Origin of the sequence: Loigolactobacillus backii (assembly GCF_003946275.1) — a bacterium.
Lineage (GTDB): Bacteria > Bacillota > Bacilli > Lactobacillales > Lactobacillaceae > Loigolactobacillus > Loigolactobacillus backii.
Genome location: NZ_RHNQ01000018.1, coordinates 1 through 20,377, shown reverse-complemented (window position 1 = coordinate 20,377; position 20,377 = coordinate 1). Strand labels below are relative to the sequence as shown.

General features: G+C 40.0%; 25 protein-coding genes, 1 tRNA gene and 1 other annotated feature. Of the genes, 6 read left to right on the top strand and 20 right to left on the bottom strand.

Annotated features, from left to right (window positions below):
- Positions 1 to 105 precede the first annotated feature (105 nt).
- The 16 genes from recN to EKM61_RS04720 form a co-directional block, all read right to left on the bottom strand.
- The gene (gene recN / locus EKM61_RS04795; RefSeq protein ID WP_068223843.1) at positions 106 to 1,818 is read right to left on the bottom strand and encodes a DNA repair protein RecN; all 1,713 of its coding nucleotides are present in this window, start codon (positions 1,816 to 1,818) and stop codon (positions 106 to 108) included.
- Positions 1,819 to 1,853: 35 nt separating this feature from the next.
- Entirely contained in the window at positions 1,854 to 2,309 is a 456-nt protein-coding gene (gene argR / locus EKM61_RS04790; RefSeq protein ID WP_068223840.1) for an arginine repressor, read from the bottom strand.
- Between the two features lie 70 nt (positions 2,310 to 2,379).
- The gene (locus EKM61_RS04785; RefSeq protein WP_068223835.1) at positions 2,380 to 3,219 is read right to left on the bottom strand and encodes a TlyA family RNA methyltransferase; all 840 of its coding nucleotides are present in this window, start codon (positions 3,217 to 3,219) and stop codon (positions 2,380 to 2,382) included.
- A 9-nt stretch (positions 3,220 to 3,228) separates the two neighbouring features.
- Positions 3,229 to 4,110: a polyprenyl synthetase family protein gene (locus EKM61_RS04780; protein WP_068223830.1), complete on the bottom strand. Its 882-nt coding sequence runs from the start codon at positions 4,108 to 4,110 to the stop codon at positions 3,229 to 3,231.
- Positions 4,100 to 4,348 (bottom strand): exodeoxyribonuclease VII small subunit, encoded by a 249-nt coding sequence (locus EKM61_RS04775; RefSeq protein WP_068223828.1) that lies wholly within the window; start codon positions 4,346 to 4,348, stop codon positions 4,100 to 4,102. Before EKM61_RS04775 ends, EKM61_RS04780 begins: the two co-directional genes overlap by 11 nt.
- Complete coding sequence (xseA, locus tag EKM61_RS04770; RefSeq protein WP_068223825.1) at positions 4,341 to 5,708, bottom strand: exodeoxyribonuclease VII large subunit; 1,368 nt, start codon at positions 5,706 to 5,708, stop codon at positions 4,341 to 4,343. Before xseA ends, EKM61_RS04775 begins: the two co-directional genes overlap by 8 nt.
- Positions 5,709 to 6,554 (bottom strand): bifunctional 5,10-methylenetetrahydrofolate dehydrogenase/5,10-methenyltetrahydrofolate cyclohydrolase, encoded by an 846-nt coding sequence (locus tag EKM61_RS04765; RefSeq protein WP_075168906.1) that lies wholly within the window; start codon positions 6,552 to 6,554, stop codon positions 5,709 to 5,711. It lies immediately after the preceding gene.
- 156 nt (positions 6,555 to 6,710) lie between these two features.
- Positions 6,711 to 7,145 (bottom strand): transcription antitermination factor NusB, encoded by a 435-nt coding sequence (nusB, locus tag EKM61_RS04760; protein WP_068376978.1) that lies wholly within the window; start codon positions 7,143 to 7,145, stop codon positions 6,711 to 6,713.
- Complete coding sequence (locus EKM61_RS04755; protein ID WP_068223819.1) at positions 7,142 to 7,585, bottom strand: Asp23/Gls24 family envelope stress response protein; 444 nt, start codon at positions 7,583 to 7,585, stop codon at positions 7,142 to 7,144. Before EKM61_RS04755 ends, nusB begins: the two co-directional genes overlap by 4 nt.
- A gap of 223 nt (positions 7,586 to 7,808) precedes the next feature.
- Positions 7,809 to 8,366, bottom strand: a complete 558-nt coding sequence (gene efp, locus EKM61_RS04750) for an elongation factor P (RefSeq protein ID WP_068223815.1) — start codon at positions 8,364 to 8,366, stop codon at positions 7,809 to 7,811.
- A 243-nt stretch (positions 8,367 to 8,609) separates the two neighbouring features.
- Positions 8,610 to 9,683, bottom strand: a complete 1,074-nt coding sequence (locus EKM61_RS04745; protein ID WP_068223812.1) for a M24 family metallopeptidase — start codon at positions 9,681 to 9,683, stop codon at positions 8,610 to 8,612.
- Between the two features lie 123 nt (positions 9,684 to 9,806).
- On the bottom strand, positions 9,807 to 10,100 hold the full coding sequence (gene rpmA, locus EKM61_RS04740) for a 50S ribosomal protein L27 (protein ID WP_068223809.1): 294 nt from the start codon (positions 10,098 to 10,100) through the stop codon (positions 9,807 to 9,809).
- Between the two features lie 31 nt (positions 10,101 to 10,131).
- On the bottom strand, positions 10,132 to 10,464 hold the full coding sequence (locus tag EKM61_RS04735; protein ID WP_068223806.1) for a ribosomal-processing cysteine protease Prp: 333 nt from the start codon (positions 10,462 to 10,464) through the stop codon (positions 10,132 to 10,134).
- 17 nt (positions 10,465 to 10,481) lie between these two features.
- A complete protein-coding gene (gene rplU / locus EKM61_RS04730; protein ID WP_068223803.1) occupies positions 10,482 to 10,790 on the bottom strand; it encodes a 50S ribosomal protein L21 in 309 nt (102 codons plus the stop codon).
- Positions 10,791 to 10,804: 14 nt separating this feature from the next.
- Positions 10,805 to 10,879: a sequence feature (ribosomal protein L21 leader region), on the bottom strand.
- A gap of 200 nt (positions 10,880 to 11,079) precedes the next feature.
- Entirely contained in the window at positions 11,080 to 11,319 is a 240-nt protein-coding gene (locus EKM61_RS04725) for a cytochrome b5 domain-containing protein (RefSeq protein ID WP_068223801.1), read from the bottom strand.
- A 158-nt stretch (positions 11,320 to 11,477) separates the two neighbouring features.
- Entirely contained in the window at positions 11,478 to 11,744 is a 267-nt protein-coding gene (locus EKM61_RS04720) for a LysR family transcriptional regulator (protein ID WP_068223798.1), read from the bottom strand.
- Positions 11,745 to 11,970: 226 nt separating this feature from the next.
- Between EKM61_RS04720 and EKM61_RS04715 the strand changes: the two genes are divergently transcribed.
- From EKM61_RS04715 to EKM61_RS04705, 3 genes are all read left to right on the top strand, one after another.
- Positions 11,971 to 12,387: a PAS domain-containing protein gene (locus EKM61_RS04715; protein WP_068226204.1), complete on the top strand. Its 417-nt coding sequence runs from the start codon at positions 11,971 to 11,973 to the stop codon at positions 12,385 to 12,387.
- 76 nt (positions 12,388 to 12,463) lie between these two features.
- Positions 12,464 to 13,105, top strand: coding sequence for a hypothetical protein (locus tag EKM61_RS04710; RefSeq protein WP_125636166.1), 642 nt, complete (start codon positions 12,464 to 12,466; stop codon positions 13,103 to 13,105).
- Between the two features lie 174 nt (positions 13,106 to 13,279).
- Positions 13,280 to 13,534: a hypothetical protein gene (locus EKM61_RS04705; protein ID WP_068223792.1), complete on the top strand. Its 255-nt coding sequence runs from the start codon at positions 13,280 to 13,282 to the stop codon at positions 13,532 to 13,534.
- 387 nt (positions 13,535 to 13,921) lie between these two features.
- Here the strand turns inward: EKM61_RS04705 and EKM61_RS04700 are convergent.
- The 4 genes from EKM61_RS04700 to EKM61_RS04685 form a co-directional block, all read right to left on the bottom strand.
- Positions 13,922 to 13,995: transfer RNA gene (locus tag EKM61_RS04700), tRNA-Arg, on the bottom strand.
- Positions 13,996 to 14,049: 54 nt separating this feature from the next.
- On the bottom strand, positions 14,050 to 14,271 hold the full coding sequence (locus EKM61_RS04695; RefSeq protein WP_225359734.1) for a hypothetical protein: 222 nt from the start codon (positions 14,269 to 14,271) through the stop codon (positions 14,050 to 14,052).
- Positions 14,258 to 14,662, bottom strand: coding sequence for a hypothetical protein (locus tag EKM61_RS04690; RefSeq protein ID WP_225359733.1), 405 nt, complete (start codon positions 14,660 to 14,662; stop codon positions 14,258 to 14,260). The genes EKM61_RS04695 and EKM61_RS04690 overlap by 14 nt, the downstream gene beginning before the upstream one ends.
- A 330-nt stretch (positions 14,663 to 14,992) precedes the next feature.
- Positions 14,993 to 16,402: an NAD-dependent succinate-semialdehyde dehydrogenase gene (locus EKM61_RS04685; RefSeq protein ID WP_068376981.1), complete on the bottom strand. Its 1,410-nt coding sequence runs from the start codon at positions 16,400 to 16,402 to the stop codon at positions 14,993 to 14,995.
- Positions 16,403 to 16,855: 453 nt separating this feature from the next.
- On the opposite strand from EKM61_RS04685, the gene EKM61_RS04680 reads away from it, so the two are divergent.
- From EKM61_RS04680 to EKM61_RS04675, 3 genes are all read left to right on the top strand, one after another.
- Positions 16,856 to 17,290 carry a universal stress protein gene (locus EKM61_RS04680; protein ID WP_068223786.1) on the top strand — a complete coding sequence of 145 codons (435 nt, stop codon included), beginning with the start codon at positions 16,856 to 16,858 and terminating at the stop codon, positions 17,288 to 17,290.
- Between the two features lie 4 nt (positions 17,291 to 17,294).
- A complete protein-coding gene (locus EKM61_RS12010; protein ID WP_156519987.1) occupies positions 17,295 to 17,447 on the top strand; it encodes a hypothetical protein in 153 nt (50 codons plus the stop codon).
- A gap of 166 nt (positions 17,448 to 17,613) precedes the next feature.
- Positions 17,614 to 20,025, top strand: a complete 2,412-nt coding sequence (locus EKM61_RS04675) for a Xaa-Pro dipeptidyl-peptidase (protein ID WP_068223783.1) — start codon at positions 17,614 to 17,616, stop codon at positions 20,023 to 20,025.
- The last annotated feature ends 352 nt before the right edge of the window (positions 20,026 to 20,377 follow it).

The following is a 20,377-nucleotide window of genomic DNA, read 5'->3' as shown; positions in this document are numbered from 1 at the left end:
TGAAGTACAAGCTTAGCCTAAGTTTACAGCTAACCTGTAGTTCAATTATTGTTAGCAACCTCTTTTTTTGATTTAATTTGAAGTGATCGCAATCTAATCACAATTTTACTCAGTTGTGCGCTGAATAACCTTACTTTTCTCAGTCTCCGCTAATTCTAAAAGCTCCTTTGCGTGCTCAAGAGTTAACTTAGTAACGGTTGTCCCCGCTAGCATCCTGGCTAATTCATCAACCCGCGAATTTAGGGTTAGTGCCGCAACGGTTGTTTTCGTTCGTTTACCCACGATTTGTTTTTGAATAAAGAAATGATGATCACTCATAGCCGCCACTTGTGGTAAGTGTGTAATGCAAAGCACCTGTGAAAAACGGGCAATGCCACTAATCTTATCCGCAATTGCTTGGGCCACACGACCGCTAACCCCTGTATCAACTTCATCAAAAACGATACTGGTAATTCCCTGACTACGAGTAAAGATTGTTTTCAGCGCCAACATCATCCGGGACAATTCACCACCAGAAGCAATTTTTGCAAGTGGCCGAGCAGTTTCTCCTGGATTAGTTTGAATGTAGAATTCAACATCATCCAAACCTGTCGCGTAGAAATGCGTGCCTGATTGTGGTTTAAAAACAACGGAGAAAACTGTTTTTTCCATATAAAGCTCCCGTAATTGCTGGTGAATGGCCTGAGCTAACTGTTTTGCACCTTTTTTTCGAATTTTAGTAAGTTGCTCACCAATCGTTAGCAATTTATCTTTAGCAGCCGCCACATCCGCTTCTAATTGACCCTCATCATTTTCGGTGGCTTCCATTTGTTGCAACTCTTGTTTAATTTTATGGTAGTAATGCAATATTTGCGTCGTACTGTCACCATATTTATGTTTTAGCTGTTCAATCACCTCTAGCCGCTTTTCAATTTCATCAAGGCGACCTTCATCCCAATCCAATAAATCGGTCTGTTTTAAAATATCTGATGAAACGTCCTGCAGCGTATAGTAGGCCGTTTGCACACTTTCCGCTAAAGACTTGTAGTTATCATCAAAGTCAGCAATTTGCTGTAAGTCGGTCATGGCGGCGCCAATGTGATCCAGCGTTTCTGCCTCATCGCTACTAATTGCATCGTAACTATGCTGAAGCGCGTCATTAATTTGTTGAAAATTACTAAGGTGATCTTTTTCTTTAGTTAGCGTAATTTCTTCGTTTTCTTTTAATTGTGCTGCCTCGATTTCATTAACTTGAAAACGCAACATATCCAGTCGCTGGGCCCACTCTTTTTCATTGGCCAGACGTTGCTGGTAGGCGCGATTTAACTGTTGATAAGTTTGATAGGCCGCTTCGTAACGCGTTCGTACTGGTACAACTTCCTGTTTGCTAAATTCATCTAACAAACCAAGGTGCTTTTCAGCGTGCATCAATTCTTGATGCTCGTTTTGACCGTGAATATCAACGATAGTTTCACCAATCTCTTTTAGGGTAGCCGTGTTAACTAGCTGACCGTTAATTCGACAAACATTACGACCACTGCGGTGTAAATCACGTTGTAACAAAACATCTTGATCATGATGTTCGATACCGTACTTATCGAGTAACGAGAAGGTTAACGCAGTAGACGGTAAATGAAACTGGCCCTGAAGCCGAGCCTTGCTGGCGCCAGTTCGAATAAATTCTTGTGAACCGCGCCCACCCGCCAGTAAACCAACCGCATCTATAATAATAGATTTACCGGCCCCGGTTTCACCAGTTAGTACGGTCATGCCAGAATCAAATTCAATATTTAATTTTTCAATAATTGCAAAATCACGAATTGCTAATTCTTGTAACACATGAACACTCCTCAATTTAAAAATAAAGAACTTGCCTATTGTTCAAGCAAGTCCAAAAGTGTCTGGTATAAATGTTGCGCATCATCAGCCGACTTGGCAATAATAAGAACAGTATCGTCACCGCCAATTGTCCCAAAAGCACCGTCAAAATTCATTTGGTCAATTAAAGTCGCAATTGCTGTGCCATTACCTGGTAGAGCCTTTAAAACGATAAAATAATCCTGAACGTCCAAAGAAACATAAGCATCATAAAGCGTTCGTTTAAGCTTCTTTTCCGTGTCCATTGCTTGTTGCGCCGGCAAACTATAACGATAGCCGCCGCTGGGTGACGGTACCTTGACTAACTGCATATCCTTGATGTCCCGGGAAATTGTCGCCTGGGTCACCTTAATGTCAGCGTGATCTAACAGCGCAACCAAATCTTCTTGCTTCTCAACATCATGTTCATCGAGTAACTGTCTAATAATTCGTTGCCGTTCTACTTTACGCAATCCATCACCCTCTTAATCCGCAAGTTTTTTCTTAATGATAGCGTATTTTTAAAAGGAGATAAAGTAAAAGTTACGCTTTTGCACCGTTAAGTGCCTGGTAGGCCGCCTTAAGCGTTTCATCAATTGAAACATTTGCCGCAATTTGGCCTTCTTCACTATCGGCCAACTGTAAATGCGTGATAAATTCAATATTTCCTTCACCACCGCGTTCGCCGCCTTTAATTGGTGAAAAATCTAAGTTCAGCACATTATAATGATGGCTGGCCGCAAAAGTTAGGATAGTTTCTAAAACTTGTTGGTGGACTTTACGATCACGAACAATCCCACCTTTACCAACATTTTTGGGACCAGCCTCAAATTGTGGCTTAATCAACGCAACAACATCGCCTTGTGGGGCCAAAATAGTTGCTAAATTTGGTAAAATTAGCCGCAAAGAAATAAATGAAACATCAATCGACGAAAAATTAGGTTGACCAGCAGTAAAATCTACTGGCTTACTGTACCTAAAATTGGTTTGTTCCATTACAACAACTCGCGGATCCTCCCGCAGTTTCCATACCAATTGATTGGTCCCTACATCAAGCGCATAACTCATCTTAGCCCCATTTTGTAAGACAACGTCTGTAAAGCCACCGGTTGACGAACCGATATCCAAAACGATTTTATCAGTGACATCTAACTTAAAAACTTTTAATGCTTTGGCCAATTTTAAGCCACCACGACTGACGTACGGTAAGTGTTTGCCTTTAAGGTGTAACACCGCGTCGGCCGCAATTTTACTACCTGGTTTATCGTAACGTTGATCATTTTTATCGTATACTTCACCGGCCATTACCGCACGCTTGGCCTGTTCACGAGAATCAAATAGCCCTTGCTGTGTCAATAAAACATCAATCCGCTCTTTTTTCAAACTATTCCCTCATTTTTCCAAATAATCAGCAAAATCTTCAAATAATGTTATGTCGGTTGACGCAACTAATGGATCAAGTGCCAACCTAGTAGCTGCAATGGCCTTATTAAATGAGTCTTTGGCGCCGGCCAATCCTAATAATCCAGGATAAGTATTCTTGTGGGCAGCCTCATCTTGATGAACTGGCTTACCTAATTCCTCAGCCGTACTTGTGACATCCAGAATGTCATCTCTGATTTGAAAAGCTAAACCAAGATTGACAGCATATTTAGTTAAGGCAGCACGCCGGTAATCTTGAACACCTGCAATATCGGCACCCATTAAGATGCTTGCCTTGATCAATGCTCCCGTTTTCTTTTCATGTAATGCTTGTAGTTGCGGTAACGTTAATTGCCGCGCTTCACCAGCGATATCTTCACTTTGGCCCGCCACCATTTTGGCAGGCCCGGCACCTAACGCTAATTCATGCACTAAAGCAACCTTGACCTCAGCCGCTAACTGGCAATCGCTTAACCACTGAAAAGCCAAGGTTAAGAGACCATCACCGGCCAAAATAGCCTGTGCTTCCCCGAATTTGACGTGATTAGTCGGTTTGCCACGACGGAGATCATCGTTGTCCATTGCTGGTAGATCATCATGAATCAATGAGTATGTATGCACTAATTCAATTGCAGCCGCCGCCTGTAAACTTTGTGGTATTTGACCCGGCAAAAAAGTTTGCACGGTTGCCAAAAGTAAAAGTGGTCGTAATCGCTTACCACCAGCCATTACTGAATATGCCATTGCACTTTGCAGCGTCTCATCTGGCACATCATGCTGGATTTTCATGGTTAATAGACTATCCAATGCAGGCACCATTTCTGTTGTCAAACGAGTTAGTTTAGTCGTCATTTTTATCGTCTGTCCCTTCAGGCCCCTCAAAAGGTACTTCCTGATTATCTTCATTCATCATTTTTGTCAACGTCTTCTCGGCGTGGTCTAAAGTATCCTGTAGGTTTTTACTTAACGTAACACCCTTTTGAAATTCGCTCAACGCTTCTTCTAATGGAACGTCACCTTTTTCCAGATTCGTGACAATCTCATTTAATTGGGTGAGATTATCCTCAAATGATGGTTGTTCTTTAGCCATTGTCTTCCTCCTTTTGCTCATTTAATGTGACCTTCTTAATCGTTGCCATCACAGTTGCGTCCAACACGTGTAACGTAACGTCGTTGGCCGGTTTAAAATCGGTCGCACGTTTTAAAACATTTCCCTGGTCATCAGTTACGTAGCTGTAACCCCGCTGCATAATTTTTAAAGGACTTAAATAATCAAGCGATTGAATTTGTTGCTGTAAAAGCTGCCGTTTTTTCTGAAAATAACGCTGACCAGCATCCGTTAACTGTTGTTGCTGCCGTTGTAGATTTTCTTGGGCCAACTGAATCATTCGTAAAGGTGTTTGCTGCTTCAAGCGTGTTTTTAAAATAGCGACCTGCTGATTTTGTTTTAAATACGTTTGCTGAAACCCACTTGTCAGCTGTTGTTTTAAACTATCAACTCGTTGACTGTACCCATCATAAAGCCGATTGGGCTGCCGAAAAACGTAAGATTGCCGCAAACGTTCTAATTGCTTTTTAGCGACGGCTAGTTTAGCCTGTAGAGCTTGAAATAAACGGATTCGTTGCTGCTGCAATTTCAATACTTCATCACTGAGTACCGGAACGGCTAATTCAGCAGCGGCCGTTGGTGTTGCCGCACGTACATCAGCAACCAAATCAGCAATCGTTGTGTCAGTTTCGTGACCAACTGAAGAAATAATGGGCACTTGACTAGCAAAAATTGCACGAGCTACTTTTTCTTCATTAAAAGGCCACAAATCTTCAATCGAACCCCCACCACGACCAACGATTAACGTATCAAAATTGCCAATTCGATTAACCTGCTGAATTTTAGCGGTAATATCACTGGCCGCCTCAGTTCCTTGAACCAGCGTTGGAAATAAAATAAGTTGTGCAATTGGGTAGCGCCGTCTAGTTGTGGTAATAATATCACGAATAACCGCACCACTTGGACTCGTAATAACTGCAATTCGTTTTGGAAAACGGACTAACGGTTTTTTAGGTGCCGCAAATAGCCCTTCTTGAGTCAACTTCTTTTTTAATTGTTCATAAGCCTGATAAAGCGCCCCAACACCATCGGGTTCCATCCGTTCAACGTAGATCTGATAACTTCCAGACGGCTCGTATAATGAAATGCGTCCGACAACCAAAACCTTCATCCCTTCTTCAGGGGTAAATTTCACTTTATTGAAGGCAGAACGAAACATAATTGCACTAATCTTAGCGTGATCATCTTTCAAAGAAAAATACTGGTGGGCGTTGGGACGTAAACGAAAGTTAGAAATTTCACCGGTTAAATAAACGCGATCTAAATAGGGATCACTATCAAATTTGCGCTTTAAATATTTAGTTAATGCTGTAACTGATAAATAATCAGTTTGCGTTGCCATTTAAGCCACACCCTTTGTTAATTTCACAATTTGGTACATCAACATCGTGATTGTCATCGGCCCAACACCACCGGGAACCGGCGTAATCGCACTGGCTACCTGGCTAGCCTCTTGATAGGAAACGTCGCCCACTAATTTACCGGCTGCCGTTCGGTTCATACCTACGTCAATAACGGTTGCACCAGGCTTGATGGCATCCCCATGAATAAAATTGGCCTTACCAGCCGCAACTACCAAAACATCTGCTTGCTTCGTTAAAGCACTTAAATTAGTCGTGTAACTGTGGGCAACGGTCACGGTCGCGTTTTGATTCATTAATAAAGCCGCCATTGGTCGACCAACAATCACACTTCGACCAATAACAACCGCATTTTTACCTGCCAGCGGTATTTGATAATGCGCCAATAATTTCATGACGCCATAGGGTGTATTCGGAATATTTCTAGGCGTCCCCGCAAATAATTGGCCCAAATTAATCGGGTGAAACCCATCCACATCTTTGGCCGGATTGATTGCCTCTAAAATATGTTGCTGATTAATCTGTTTGGGTAAAGGCATTTCAACTAGAATTGCGTTAATCTTTGGATCCTGATTTAACTCGGCCAATACCTTAAGCACTGCCGCCTCAGTCGCCGTTTCAGCCAGAGCTTTAACAAGCACTCTAATTCCTAATTTTTTTGCGCGGCGTTGCTTACTACGTAGATAAACGTGGCTAGCCGGATCATCACCCACAATAACAACGGCCAAACACGGAACTACTCCCTGCTGTTTTAGTTGAGCTACCTCCAGTGTTAAATCGGCCATAATCTCCCCAGATACGGCTTTACCATCTATTACAGTTGCCAAAAAACCACCCTTTTCATTAAAAACTAATCAACGGCCCATAATTTATGTAAGCTAGACAAAAAAACAGTTTGTCATTTTACACCCAATCTACATTTAAATAATTGCAGAAAACTGGGATTCACTAAGGCTAAACTGCTTTTTTGGTCCATTGTAAAATTAATTATTCGGTGTTGCCTGTTCACGTAAAATAGCCGATAAAACACCATTAATAAAACGACGTGAACGTTCATCATTGTATTTACGAGCCAACTCTAAAGCTTCATTGACGGCAACCCGTGCCGGAACATCTTCCACATTAGTAATCTCAAAAATGGCAATCCGTAATATAACCAAATCTGTTTTAGCAATCCGTTTAATCGACCAATTTTTACTTAAATGTACAGCAATCTGTTCATCTAATACTTCCGTACTATTGGACACGCCAGTTACTAGGCTTTGTAAATATGCTGGGATCACTGATTCTTCAGTAACTGAGTCAACTGGCGCTAATAATGAATTCATTAAGGCCGTTTGATCAACTTCTGGATTAGCATCAATTGCAAAAAGCGTTTGAAAAGCTAATTCCCGAATTTTATGCCGTGTAATTGTCACTTATTATCACCATTTTCATCATCATCGTCCGCAAATAGGTTGTTAGGATCAACAGTTGTTGCCAATTTTTCCGGAATAACCCCCACCACATGAATATTAACCTCTACTAATGAAAGATCCGTCATAAATAACAATTGTTCTTTAATTCGATCCTGCATTTTTAAAGCGACCTGAGGTACCGAAACACCATAATTTAAATAAACGTAAACTTCGGCCTTGATTTTACCGTCAGAAACGCTTAGTTTAACGCCCTTACCACGATTTTCCCGACCAAATAACGCGTTAATACTTGAGGCAAGTGTTCCCCGCATTTGATAAACACCCTTCACTTCACGGGCCGCAATTCCTAAAATAATCTCGATTACTTCTGGTGCAATTTCAATTTTTCCAAGGGAAGGTTGTTCCTTTGAATCCAAAACAATATTGTTGTCTTCAGCCATATTCTGAACCTCCTCAATTCTATCAGGGTTATTTTGTGTCACCACAAAATCTTATTTTCGGAGGATGACCATTCTCCTTGCATAATAAATTATGCACTCGAAACATGGCCTCCTCAATTTTCTAAGGTTTGTTTTGTATACTGTGATCGTCATTATACGTAATCAACGGCTGAAAATCTTTTATTGTCCCCTAATTACGCAACAATCGTTCTTCTACAACAAACTAGGCACGTGAAATATACGAACCATCTTGAGTACTAATCAATAATTTTTCGCCAACATTAATGAAAAATGGTACCTGAACAACTAAACCAGTTTCCATCGTTGCGGGTTTTGAGCCACCAGATTGTGTATCACCACGAATTCCTGGTTCAGTTTCCGCAACTTCTAATTCAACTGTATTAGGTAAAGAAATACCTAAGGTTTCACTACCATACATACTAACGCTAACTTCCATATTCTCTTTGATGTAATTTAGCTCATCCTTAATCTGAGTACCAGGTAAAGATAATTGCTCGTAAGTTGCCGTATCCATAAAGACATAATTATCACCATCTTGATAGAGATATTGCATTTTTTTATTATCAATTTGGGCGCGGCCCACTTTTTTACCTGCCGCAAAAGTTTTTTCTTGTACAGCACCCGTACGTAAATTTTTAAGCTTTGACCGAACAAAGGCACTACCCTTACCAGGTTTAACGTGCTGAAATTCAACCACCCGCCATAATTCACCTTCAACTTCAATTGTCAAACCAGTCTTAAAATCATTAACTGAAATCATCCGTATTGTTCCTCCTAAAATCCATAATATCTTTTTGGTCAATTATTGACTAAAATTCCGCTTTTGGAAAGCCAGTAGCGGCGCAGATTTATATACTTGAGCCATAGCTAGTAAACATATTTCATTTAATTCTTGTTACTTTTACAAAATAAAGTAAATTTGGCTAGAGCACAATTTTTACTAACGTTTCATAACTAATTAAATTGATCGCCGATCGCGGCCAAATATTCGGTAAATCAGTACTTAGAGAACAATCAATTCATGCTTCGGTGCCTGATTTAAAACCTGATTTCCCGTTGGCGTCACTAACAGATCATCTTCTATTCTAACACCACCAAGCCCAGGCAGATAAATACCTGGTTCAGCAGTTTCAACATTGCCAACTATAAATTGCTGCTGAACTTTCGGACCGGCATACGGCCCTTCATGTATTTCTAAACCAATTCCATGACCTGTATCGTGGCCAAATTCAGGCCCATAACCAGCCTTAGTAATCCGGTCACGTGCCGCTGCATCAATTGTTGCGCCAGTAACACCCGGTTGCAATTGATCTACAACAGCCTGTTGTGCTTCAAGCACAATCTTATAAATTTCTTGTAATTGGGTATCTGGCCGGCCAATCGCGAAAGTTCGGGTCACGTCAGAAACGTACCCGTGATAGTAGCAACCGAAATCAACCGTAATTAATTCATGCTGCTGAATAATCTTATCAGTCGCAACACCATGTGGTAACGCTGATCGCACACCACTAGCAACAATTGTCTCAAATGAAGTACCACTAGCGCCTAGTTTACGCATATAAAAATCCAATTCATTTGCTACTTGTCGTTCAGTCATTCCAGGACGAATGGTGACCAGTATATGTTGATAACCTTGATCAGCAATCTTAATCGCCTTTTCAATTAGTTCAAGCTCTGCTGGTTCTTTAATTTCACGTAATTCCTCAATCATACCGGCAACAGGAACCAAACCAACATCAAATAAGTCCGCCAGTTCATCATAGGTTTGAAAAGAAATATAGGCCTCTTCAAAGCCTAACGTCGTTAACTGACAGTCCAGCAATAGTTGATTCACCATGTCGTAAATTGACCCTTTATTTTCAGTAATCACAAAACCACGTGGGGCCACTTGTTGTTGCGCTTGAATTAAATAACGCGAATCAGTTATAAAATAAGCAGCAGTACGCGTAATCAAGGCTACACCTGTCGTTCCAGTAAAAGCCGACAAATAACGTAAATTGGCCTGACTAGTTACTAATAGACCATCTAATCCAATTTCTGCCAACTTTTCACGTAATCGCTCTAACCGACTTGCCATAGCCTCAACCCTCCCCACTCTCATTTTTACTTACGCCTAACAGTATAGCAAAAACTAACTATAAACGAAATACACTAAACCACAAAAAAAGGCCAAAGGCAAACGCCCTCGACCTTTAAATAATTATTTAGCAGCTGCTTCAGCTGGGTAAACAGAAACTTTTTTCTTCTTTTTACCAAGACGTTCAAAACGAACAACGCCATCTGTTAAAGCAAATAATGTATCATCGCCGCCAATCCCAACGTTTTCGCCAGGATGAATTTTAGTTCCGCGTTGACGATAAAGAATTGAACCACTTGTAACTGTTTGACCATCAGCACGTTTGCTGCCTAAACGACGGCCAGCTGAATCACGGCCGTTAGCAGTGGAACCACCACCTTTATGGTGAGAGAAGAATTGCAGATCCATTTTCAACATATGCGTGCACCTCCTACGTTTTTGATAGATTTTATTTTTTGATTACAACATAATCTGGATAACTTGCAACAATACTTTCAAGCGATAAATGTAAATTGGCGAGGATAATTTGTGCTGTCTTATTTTGTTCCAAAGTTAAGTTAGCCGGTAATCGAAGCTCTAAATGGCCTCCATTTTCAGCATCCATCTTAACTTGTGGTTCAAACCCAGCCAATACTTCAACGCCATTAACTGCACCAATTGCGACTGCCGAAACAGCGGCACAAACGATATCACTACCGTAAGGGCCAGAATCGGCGTGACCAGTTAACCGAAAATAAATAATTTCCTGTTCTGCATTTCGCTCAAAACTAGCTTTTATCATTGTGTCACCACTTTTAACTATGCGTTAATTGCGTCAATTTTGACACGAGTATATGGTTGACGATGGCCACGCTTAGTATGGCTATGTTTCTTAGGCTTGTACTTGAAAGTAACAACCTTCTTTTCCTTACCTTGCTTTTCAACTGTACCAGTAACAGTTGCACCGTCAACTGTTGGTGCGCCAATCTTAGTATCATCGCCACCAACAAGGATAACGTCGCTGAACGTAACTTGTTCACCTTCGTTAGCATCGAGTTTTTCAACCCAAATTTGTTCGCCAGCTTCTACCTTAAGTTGTTTACCACCAGTTTTAATAATTGCGTACATTAATATGCACCTCCTTAATATCTTAGACTCGCCGAATACAAGTGTTCAGACGAAACTTAAAAACTCGCTTCGTGCGGTTGCAGCTTTGGAAGCTACAAATACAACGTTCTAATGATAGCAAACTTTGTATCAATATGCAATCAAAATATTCAGCTTCCCGATTATATAAATTGACACTTAAAAGGCTACCTAAGGACCCTTACAATAAATGAAAGAGGAAACAGAGTTTGTAACCTCCCTGCTTCCTCTAATTTGGTCAAGATAAAATAACGCCAAAAAGCCTAAAAATTTATTCTGCGCTATATTTACCAACCACTGTTAATTTCTGTAAAACCGATTTTTTATGGGGCGCCTGAGTAATCGCTTCTGACAAATCTTGACCAGCAACATGGCCATGATGTTGACCTTCAGCCCACTGGGGAATGTTGGTAACATCATAAACAGCGCCATCAATTGCAACGTAAGCCTTGTTACCATTCTTACCATCAAACTTAGCTAACTCAGCTTTTGTAAATGTCTTTTCTGCCATATAACCACTCCTAATCTTGATTTATTTACTACCATGTATAGTTTACCATTTAAGTAACTATCAATACACGAAAAGTGCCTAATTATCTTTAAATAATCGTTTATTTCTCGAATTGATTTAATAACCTCACAACTACCTTTTAGAATAACATCACGTTATTATTCTGGATCATCAAGATCGCTTTCAATATTCATGCCGTAGAGTTTATTAACAGCAGCATCTTTTTGTGCCTGATGAACGATTAGAATCGTAGTTGCACCTTTACTACTTACGTAACCCGCAAAACTTGTCACTTCTTCGACGGCATAAGCGAGGCCGTCAGAATGAATAATATACTGACCGGCTACCGGAATATTTTCAAAATACACCTTGTTCATTCGAATATAATCATTCCCATCATGAAGTACCACCAACACTTTGTACATTTCATATCGCTTCCTCATTGATATTCTAGGATAAATATATACCCTATTACGGCTAAATTATACTAAAACTGTTTCAAAAGTAATTTTACAATCCTTAATAACTAACAAACGGGTTATCCGAAAACAAATCACTGTAAATTAACTTTTTTATAGAGACTGCTCTGCTATACTAATAGCTATAAATACAATACCTATAAGGAGTTAATTTCAATTGAATGATCAACAGATGAAAGTAAATTTAGCCAGTGGAACCTTAAAATTAGAACAACTCAACGCAATCTTCAAGACAATCCCCCAAGAATTTGATTTCATTGATGAAAACGATATTGTGCGTTGGTATTCAAATAACACTAATCGTTTATTCGCACGCGATACTAGTAAACTTAACCAACCTGTATTGGCTGTCCATCCCGCTCACAGTGCTGGTCGCGTAAAAAAAGTACTTGCTGAAATGCACAGCGGTGAACGTGATTCCATCCAGATGACAGTTCCTGCAAAAGGTAAACAAATTCACATCGCCTTCTACGCCTTACATAATGATTCAGGGGATTACATTGGTTGCATCGAAGTCACTGAAGATGTTTCTGAATTTACTAAATCGAGTAAACTTGGGAATTTAGTTAGGCTTTTAAGGAACAAATAGCGTTATTTTAAAGCAATTTCCAACTTTTGGGGAATTTTACGATAATTTTGGAGGAATAATTTATTTGGAGGAATAAATGATGAAAAAATTAGTTAGTTTGGGAATCATCGCCCTGGCCACTATTAACCTGACCGCTTGTGGAAATAATTTGGCGAGCAAAAGTAGCTCGTTAGCAAAGGCTAAATCTGAAAGTGTGGCCAAACAGCAAAGTAGTAAGAAAAAAACTGCAGCTAAGGCAGAAAGTAAGGCCAAAATTGAAGCTAAGGCCAAACGTTCTTCGGCTAAGAAAGCCAGTGCCAAGGCCAAATCTGAAAGCAAGCGTAAGGCCAAGGCCGCCAGTGCATCAAGCACTGAAGCCGCAAGTGAAAGCTCAGCCGCCGCCCAATCTTCTTCTATTGCCCAACAACAGGCAGCTGATAGTTCCTCCCAAACGGCCGCGGCCAATAGTTCAGAACAGGCCGCAATTGCAAGTAGTCAACAAATTGCCCAGGCTAGTCAACAGCAGGCACAACAAAGTCAGCAGGCCGCTCAAGCGCAATCACAGCAAACACCACCAGCTACTTCTGGAGATGATTCCAGTGATTCATCCAATTCTGGAACGCAAGGTCAAACTGATTGGATTGGTGGCGGCAACTTAAATGCCACTGGAACAAGTGCAGCAAATGCGCAATCAACAGATAACGGTGTTAACGCTAATTCGACTGCGGCCGGAAATTAAATTCTAGGAAGTTTGGTGTGCTTAAAAAAATGATTTTAGTTGTTTGATGATGTTTAGCTAGAATGTGATTTGTAGTTCACATATATTTAACACAACTTAATTATTAATTAAAAAATAAATGGCTTACTTTTACGTATCTTACTAAATAGATACATGAAAGGAAGTAATATATTTATGCCAGGTTGGACTTTTGAAAACACTGATAAGGTGGTATTTGTTGAAATGTACAACAATGAACTCACTATTGATTATTTTCACACAAATAAGAATTCTATTATTACTATTAATCAAGATTGTCTCACAAATGAAATAGCAACTTTAGTTTGTCATTACATTTTTGCTAACCTTAAAAACCACCAATTTATTGAAACTGATAAATATGATCTATATGATATTGATGACAACCTTCATGTAATTAAATTAGAATAGAATAAAAATAAGGGCCTGCCAAATATAAATTTAGCAGGCCTCTATTTTTAAGCAATTTATTTACTTATAAAATAATTTTGCGGCGACTTATACCGATAATTATTTTTTTAGACTGATATAAAGACAGCGCAACGTTGCAAGGACAATTAAATTACCTAATTAATTAGTATAGTACAACAGATACGGGTTTAAAGTTAGCATTTTTGTCGAAGGTAATTCCCACTTAAAATAAACAAACCTGCAGTGATAGAAAAAAGCAACTCATCAGCCCAGTTTATGCCCAGTTTAAATTGATATACTTGCAGTAGCAAAAAATAAAAAAATAGTCTAAATACCCGATATAAAGGCATTTAAGCTATTTAAAAAACTACTTGCAGTTACTATTTATGCCTCAGGTGGGATTCGGACCCACGACCCATGGTTTAGAAGACCATTGCTCTATCCAGCTGAGCTACTGAGACAATAACAGGCTTAATTATAAATAAGAAAAACCGGCGTGTCAACGACATTTCATTTTAATGACCGATTGCATCACTATTGTGTAACATCTTTAGTTTGCGTTCGTTCCAATATTCGTTTGATAAGTCACGGTAAAATATCTGCGTACCACAAGAACGACATTCTTTTGTACCAAAAATTAACTCTTCTTGACAAACTGGACAAGAAAATTTTGTTTCCGTTTTTTCAACGTTTATTTCTGCGGTAGTGTCGTCGTTTTTTGATTCATGACTTGGCATTTAGTTCTCCTTTGGGGTGACATGTAGCATGTAGCATGGCGTAAAGCCGGTCCAGACTTTCAAAGCGGGCAGCAACTAACTGTTCAGTGATACCATGCTTCATCAATGAGTATAAATTAACAGGTTCTTGCGCCCAAATTTCACTGATGAAATTTAATAATTCACCAACGGATAAAGTAGTTGGTTGAAAGTTAAGCCCAGCATCCTGCTTTATTGTTAGCCATTTTTTAGCGTAATGCTGACAAATCTCAGTTCGTTTCGGAAAATTAGTGACATAACGATCAAAATCAGTAACAATCGTTGGATCAACTGCCATGTAAGCCTGAATAAATTCAGGTAAGAAATCCTGGTAACGAGGCCATTGCCAATTACCATCTGCGAGCTGTTTCATTTTTTACAACCTCTTTTAATTAAAATAACTTGTCTCCAGTATAACAAATTGTTTGTAACTTGTCGGCACATAATTAATCGACCAAATTTACGGCATGCAAAAGAGGCCGGGACAACAGCCCCAGCCTCTTCCTATTTCCAAACATTACGCCAGAACGTGCACCAAAAGTCCAGGTTCACGTGCCTAACGAGAGTGTTTGAAAAAACGGTTAGATTCTACTTCGCAATTGAGGATTATTAGTCAGAATCGCTAATAATCTTGATGCTACGAACGATGGCCATTCTTGTGGCAAAGTACATGCCGCAAGAAACATGGCTCTGAGTGCTAGCCTTAAACAAAGCCACCAAAAGTATTCTCAAAATCAACTTTTGGTTCTGGATTAACAACCACTAACTCGTTATTAACAAACTCATTAATTCCTAAATGACCAAGTTCGCGCCCGTACCCAGAATTCTTGACACCGCCAAATGGTAATTCAGGTAACGTTCCAAAATAGGTATTTACGAAAACTTGGCCGGTTTCAATTTGTGACGCAATCTCTGCCCCATGCTTAGGATTACCAGCAAAGACAACCCCACCTAAACCATAATCAGAATCATTGGCCAATTTAATTGCCGCTGCATCATCCTTAACTTTATAAACCTGTGCAACTGGGCCAAAGAATTCGGTGAAGTATGCTGGATTATCCCGCGTAATATTAGTTAAAATAGTTGGCTCAAAGAAGTTCCCAGGATGATCAATTGGCTGATTTCCGTATTCAAGTGTTGCGCCGTTAGCAATGGCATCATCTACTTGCGCTTGAAGTTTCTCCTTAGCGCTGACCGTACAAAGCGGTGCCAGAGTTGTTGCATCATCCATTGGATCGCCCCACTTAACTTGCGCGAAGCTCTTCTTTAAAGCGGCCAAAAATTCATCATAATGATTTTCGGTAATAATAAAGCGCTTAGATGACGTGCAAACTTGCCCTGCATTATAAAGCCGTGCCGAAGTGGCAACCTTGTTAACTTCCTCTAGATTAGCATCTTCAGCAACGATAAACGCATCGCTACCACCTAATTCTAGTGTACTTTTCTTCAAGTTTTGCCCGGCTTCAGCCGCAACTTTTTTGCCGGCTCTTTCGGAGCCAGTCAAAGCCACACCATGGATTCGCTTGTCAGCAATCACGTTAGAAACTTGATCGTAACTAATGAAAAGATTGGTACAACTGCCATCAGGTACTCCGGCATTACAAACTGCTTCCTCAAATGCTGCCGCCGAGGCCGGTGTATTACTGGCGTGCTTATAAACAACTGGATTACCTACCGCAAAGTTGGGCGCGAAAACTCGCATTAGCTGGTAATATGGAAAGTTCCACGGCTCGACCATCATCAACGTACCAACTGGGTGTTTTTCTTCTCGTGCTTCACCAGCCGAAGATTTAATCGTCTGTGGCTGAAGCATTTCTTCACCGTGATCCGCATAATATTGCGCAATTGCGGCACAAATGGCCACTTCACCTTTTGCTTCGCTAAGCCGTTTACCCATATCAATTGTAAGAACTTTAGCCAGTTCGTCCGTGTGTGCCGTAAAATAGTCACTCACCGCTTGTAATAGAACCGTTCGTTCTTTAACTGGTTGATTCCGCCATTGATGATAAAGTGCATCGGCCTTACTAAGCGTCTTTTCAACGTACGCATCGTCATGATTCGGGTACGTCTTTACCAATTCATTCGTATAGGGGTTAATTGTTTTATATGCCATTTTTAAGTACCTCCTAATTGTACTTTAATTAATATTAATTCTTAGAGACTACTCTACCATTACTGGTGACTTTTTTGCAAGTGCTTTCATCAAACTGTTTGCAGTTAAATTTTAGACTAGACCAATTTAAAGTACCTATACCGCCGATAGTTTGTAATCTCATTTTTTATTAAACTATTATGCCGATTCCTATGAGTCATTTGTTTTCAAGGCTTTTTAACGTTATTCTCACTTAATTTAGTGCCGCTGAACAATTAATAATACTATTATCAAAAAAGATAACAGCAAATCATTTAGCAATCATTATTGCAAAATCTGCGAGTCTTCCCTGACTGTTCGCACCCACTTTTGCTTATTTATTATTCTATTAACTTAACCATTTTTTTTGACTTCTCCATTAAAGGCCCCGTATACTAAAGTTGTTAAGGTAAGCCTTTACAACGAGGGGGTTAAATGATGAAACAAACTTTTCTTGTCGCCGTCGATGGTTCCAAGGCAGCGTACACAGCATTTCAACGCGCAGTTGAGTTAGCTAAGGCCGTGCAAGCAGCGCTCACTATTCTTTACGTTGTTAATGACCGCGGCTACCTTGCTGAACGTTATCACGATACATTTTTACACTTAGTTGATCAGGAAACTAATTTGGCAACTGAACTCGTCGCGGATTACACAGAAGAAGCACAAAAGGTTGGTTTAAAACAAGTTGAAACAAAGGTTGTTTATGGCTACCCGAAAGAACAAATCGTAGCGTTAACTGAACAATTAAAGTTTGATTTATTATTTATTGGCGCTACTGGTAATAATGCTTTTGAATCCGGTAAGTTAGGCTCGACTGCTACCTACATTGCTCAAAATTCCCACTGTAACGTCACAATTATTAAGGAGTGATATTATGGCTCACTGGCTAACGCTTGGAATTAGCGTATTAATTATTTGGTTCATTGCGTTTATTCTTTACCGAACTACCAGTACAACTGGCGCCAGATATCTCATTTGGCTACTTGCCATCTTGTTGCCCGCCATTATCTATATCTTCTTTCATTAGGTGAGTTCAATGGCGGCCAAATTCTAACTGCTTTGTAAAACACTTTCTAGCACAATTTAATCTAAAAATTTTCGTAGTGGTATAACTCAGTTGTGAACTATAATTGAGTTGTACCATTTTTTATTTATTTTTGAAAGAATGACTCGATTATCACAGGAGGCTTACAATGAAAATTAATCAGTTTGCACAAATAACAGTTCCGCAAGAGACCATGGTGCATGAATTATTGGCGATTAAGTTTATTGACGCTAATTTTTTCAAACGTCCCTTACAAGATAATCTCATTCACTTTTTTAACCAAGTTTTTCCTGATTGCTATACGGCAACAACAAAAAAGGCGGCCTGTGCAAATTTATTAGCCACTTCAGTTTTCACAGTTACTGACCTACTAGACCAAGCCAAACCGTTTAACAACCAAATTTTTTATAATATTGCCTTACAACTTCTCGGCTTCCATCCGAAAACTGACTTCAAGCTCAATTCACCACTTGAATTCATGCGCCAAACTAAACTGGCCTTTAATGAACCTGCTGTTTTTGACAATCAGGCACTTTTAAAGAACAGCTACTTGCTATTAACGACACACACTAGGTTTGGCGTTACTTTTCTTGACGATCTCGCTAACCGCGGCTATTTTAAAGATTTTCAATCGAAAGAAAATCCCCACCCACTAACCTTTAATGGTAAAATGCAGCCAGTTTTCGATCCCAACCAAGTTGTTAAGGAAGTCGTTTACGTTGAATCCAGTTTGGATACTGATCAGGATGGTCACCGCGATTTACTTGAGACAACCATTTTTCGTCCACGGGAAACCAACCAAGGCTTAAAAATGCCCGTTTTATACACCGCTAACCCCTACTACAAGGGAATGAACGACGTTACGGACTACCTTCACTCAGTTGATCAAGAAATCAGTCCAAAAACACCCAGCAATACGGACTATGCTGCTATTAATTACAGCGAACCAACCACCCAATTACCAGAGGAAATGCCGGTTAATAGTGAAAGCCAAACGGCAGAACGTTATGGCGATGAACCAAGTTTTTATTCACTAAATGATTATTTTCTACCTCGTGGTTTCGTTAACGTTTACGCGGGTGGGATTGGCACACGTGGATCTGATGGTATTCGAACTTGTGGCTCCCCGGCCGAAACTGAATCCACAATTGCCATCATTCAGTGGCTGCATGGTGATCGGAAGGCATTTACTAACAGAACTGATGGTATCGTGATTAAGGCCTGGTGGTGTAATGGAAACGTAGCAATGACGGGTAAATCTTACCTTGGAACCTTGGCTACGGCAGCTGCAACTACTGGTGTTGCTGGACTTAAAACGGTTATTTCAGAGGCGGCCATTTCCAGTTGGTACGATTATTATCGCGATAATGGGCTAGTCGTTGCACCTATTGATTGCCAAGGAGAAGACGCTGATGTGCTTGCTGAATTATGTTTTTCCCGCCAAATGGACGCTGGTGACTACACGCAGGTAAAAACTATTTTCCAGCAGAATCTTGCGGCTTTAGCCAAAGACCAAGATCGTGTCACCGGCAATTACAATCATTTTTGGGATGAACGTAATTATCGCCGCAATTTAAGCAACGTGAAGGCCGATATGGTAATGGTTCACGGGCTAAATGATTGGAACGTTAAACCGCGAAATGTTGAGAAACTTTGGGCCGGTTTACGCGGACAAAATATTAGTCGCAAATTATTTTTACACCAAGGTAAGCATATCTACATGAACAACATGCCATCTATTGATTTTACGGACATGATGAATCTTTGGTTAAGTTATGAACTTTATGGTGTGGTCAATCATGCTAAAGAGATTTTACCTAACGTCACCATTCAGGATAATTTAACTCCGGAAACCTGGACACCCCAGCATGATTGGTCGCGAATTGATCAAAAATTGACACTTTATCATTTAACAACTAAAGATCTGACCACAACAAAACCAACTTCCGCAGCTAGTCTAAGTTTTAAAGATGACGGTCTAGAACAATTTAAACAAACTAACGGTGATGAACATCAATGGCAGCAGCAATTATTAACCGCGGATGGCCCCTACCAAAATAATCGAATCTGCTTAAAAACAGCACCCTTTAAACAAACACAAATAATCGATGGTAAACCAACCGTTACTTTACAGGCCGCGGTGGACCAACCAACTGGACTTTTAAGTGTGATGTTGGTCGATTATGGTGTCGCTAAGCGCTTAACTGAAGTACCTACTGTCTTAGAACGATCAGGCTATAAACTCGGCTATAACTGGAAGAGCGATGACCTAGTTGAGTTCACAACGCAGGCACAGACCACACCATTTAAGCTGATTACTAAGGGCCACATTAATCTACAAAACCGGCAACAACCGTTTAAAAATGAGGAAGTTATCCCAAACGAATTCTACACCGTCCACTTTGAACTCCAACCTACTCGTTTCCACTTGGCCGCTGGTCACCAATTGGGACTTGTTGTTTATGCAACCGATATGGGCATGACATTGCGTTCCCCCAAGAAGGCCAACTATATTTTGGATTTAAATGCTAGTCAATTAGAAATACCTTTTAGAAAATAAAACTGCCAGGAAGTGTTTGCCCAAAAGTAGTCATGAAAATACTAATAAAAGTATTTTTCAAACCCGACCTAGATTTGCCCGACTATATTCTTAATAAAAATTTTCCTGAATAACAAAAAAGTGCGGCCTAATTGTTAAAATAAATGGCTCTATACTTTTTCCTGTTGATAGTTTACAAATGGTAAACTATTAACAGGATTTTTTGTGCCTTTGAATTTACAATTTAAGGACAGAAAAAGAGCTCACAGCCCTCATCCAAAAAATCCACCCACTACAGTATCATTTGAAAGGATATGAGAAAACCGTGAACCCTATAGACAATCATATAAAATTTGCGCTCAGTATTAAAGAC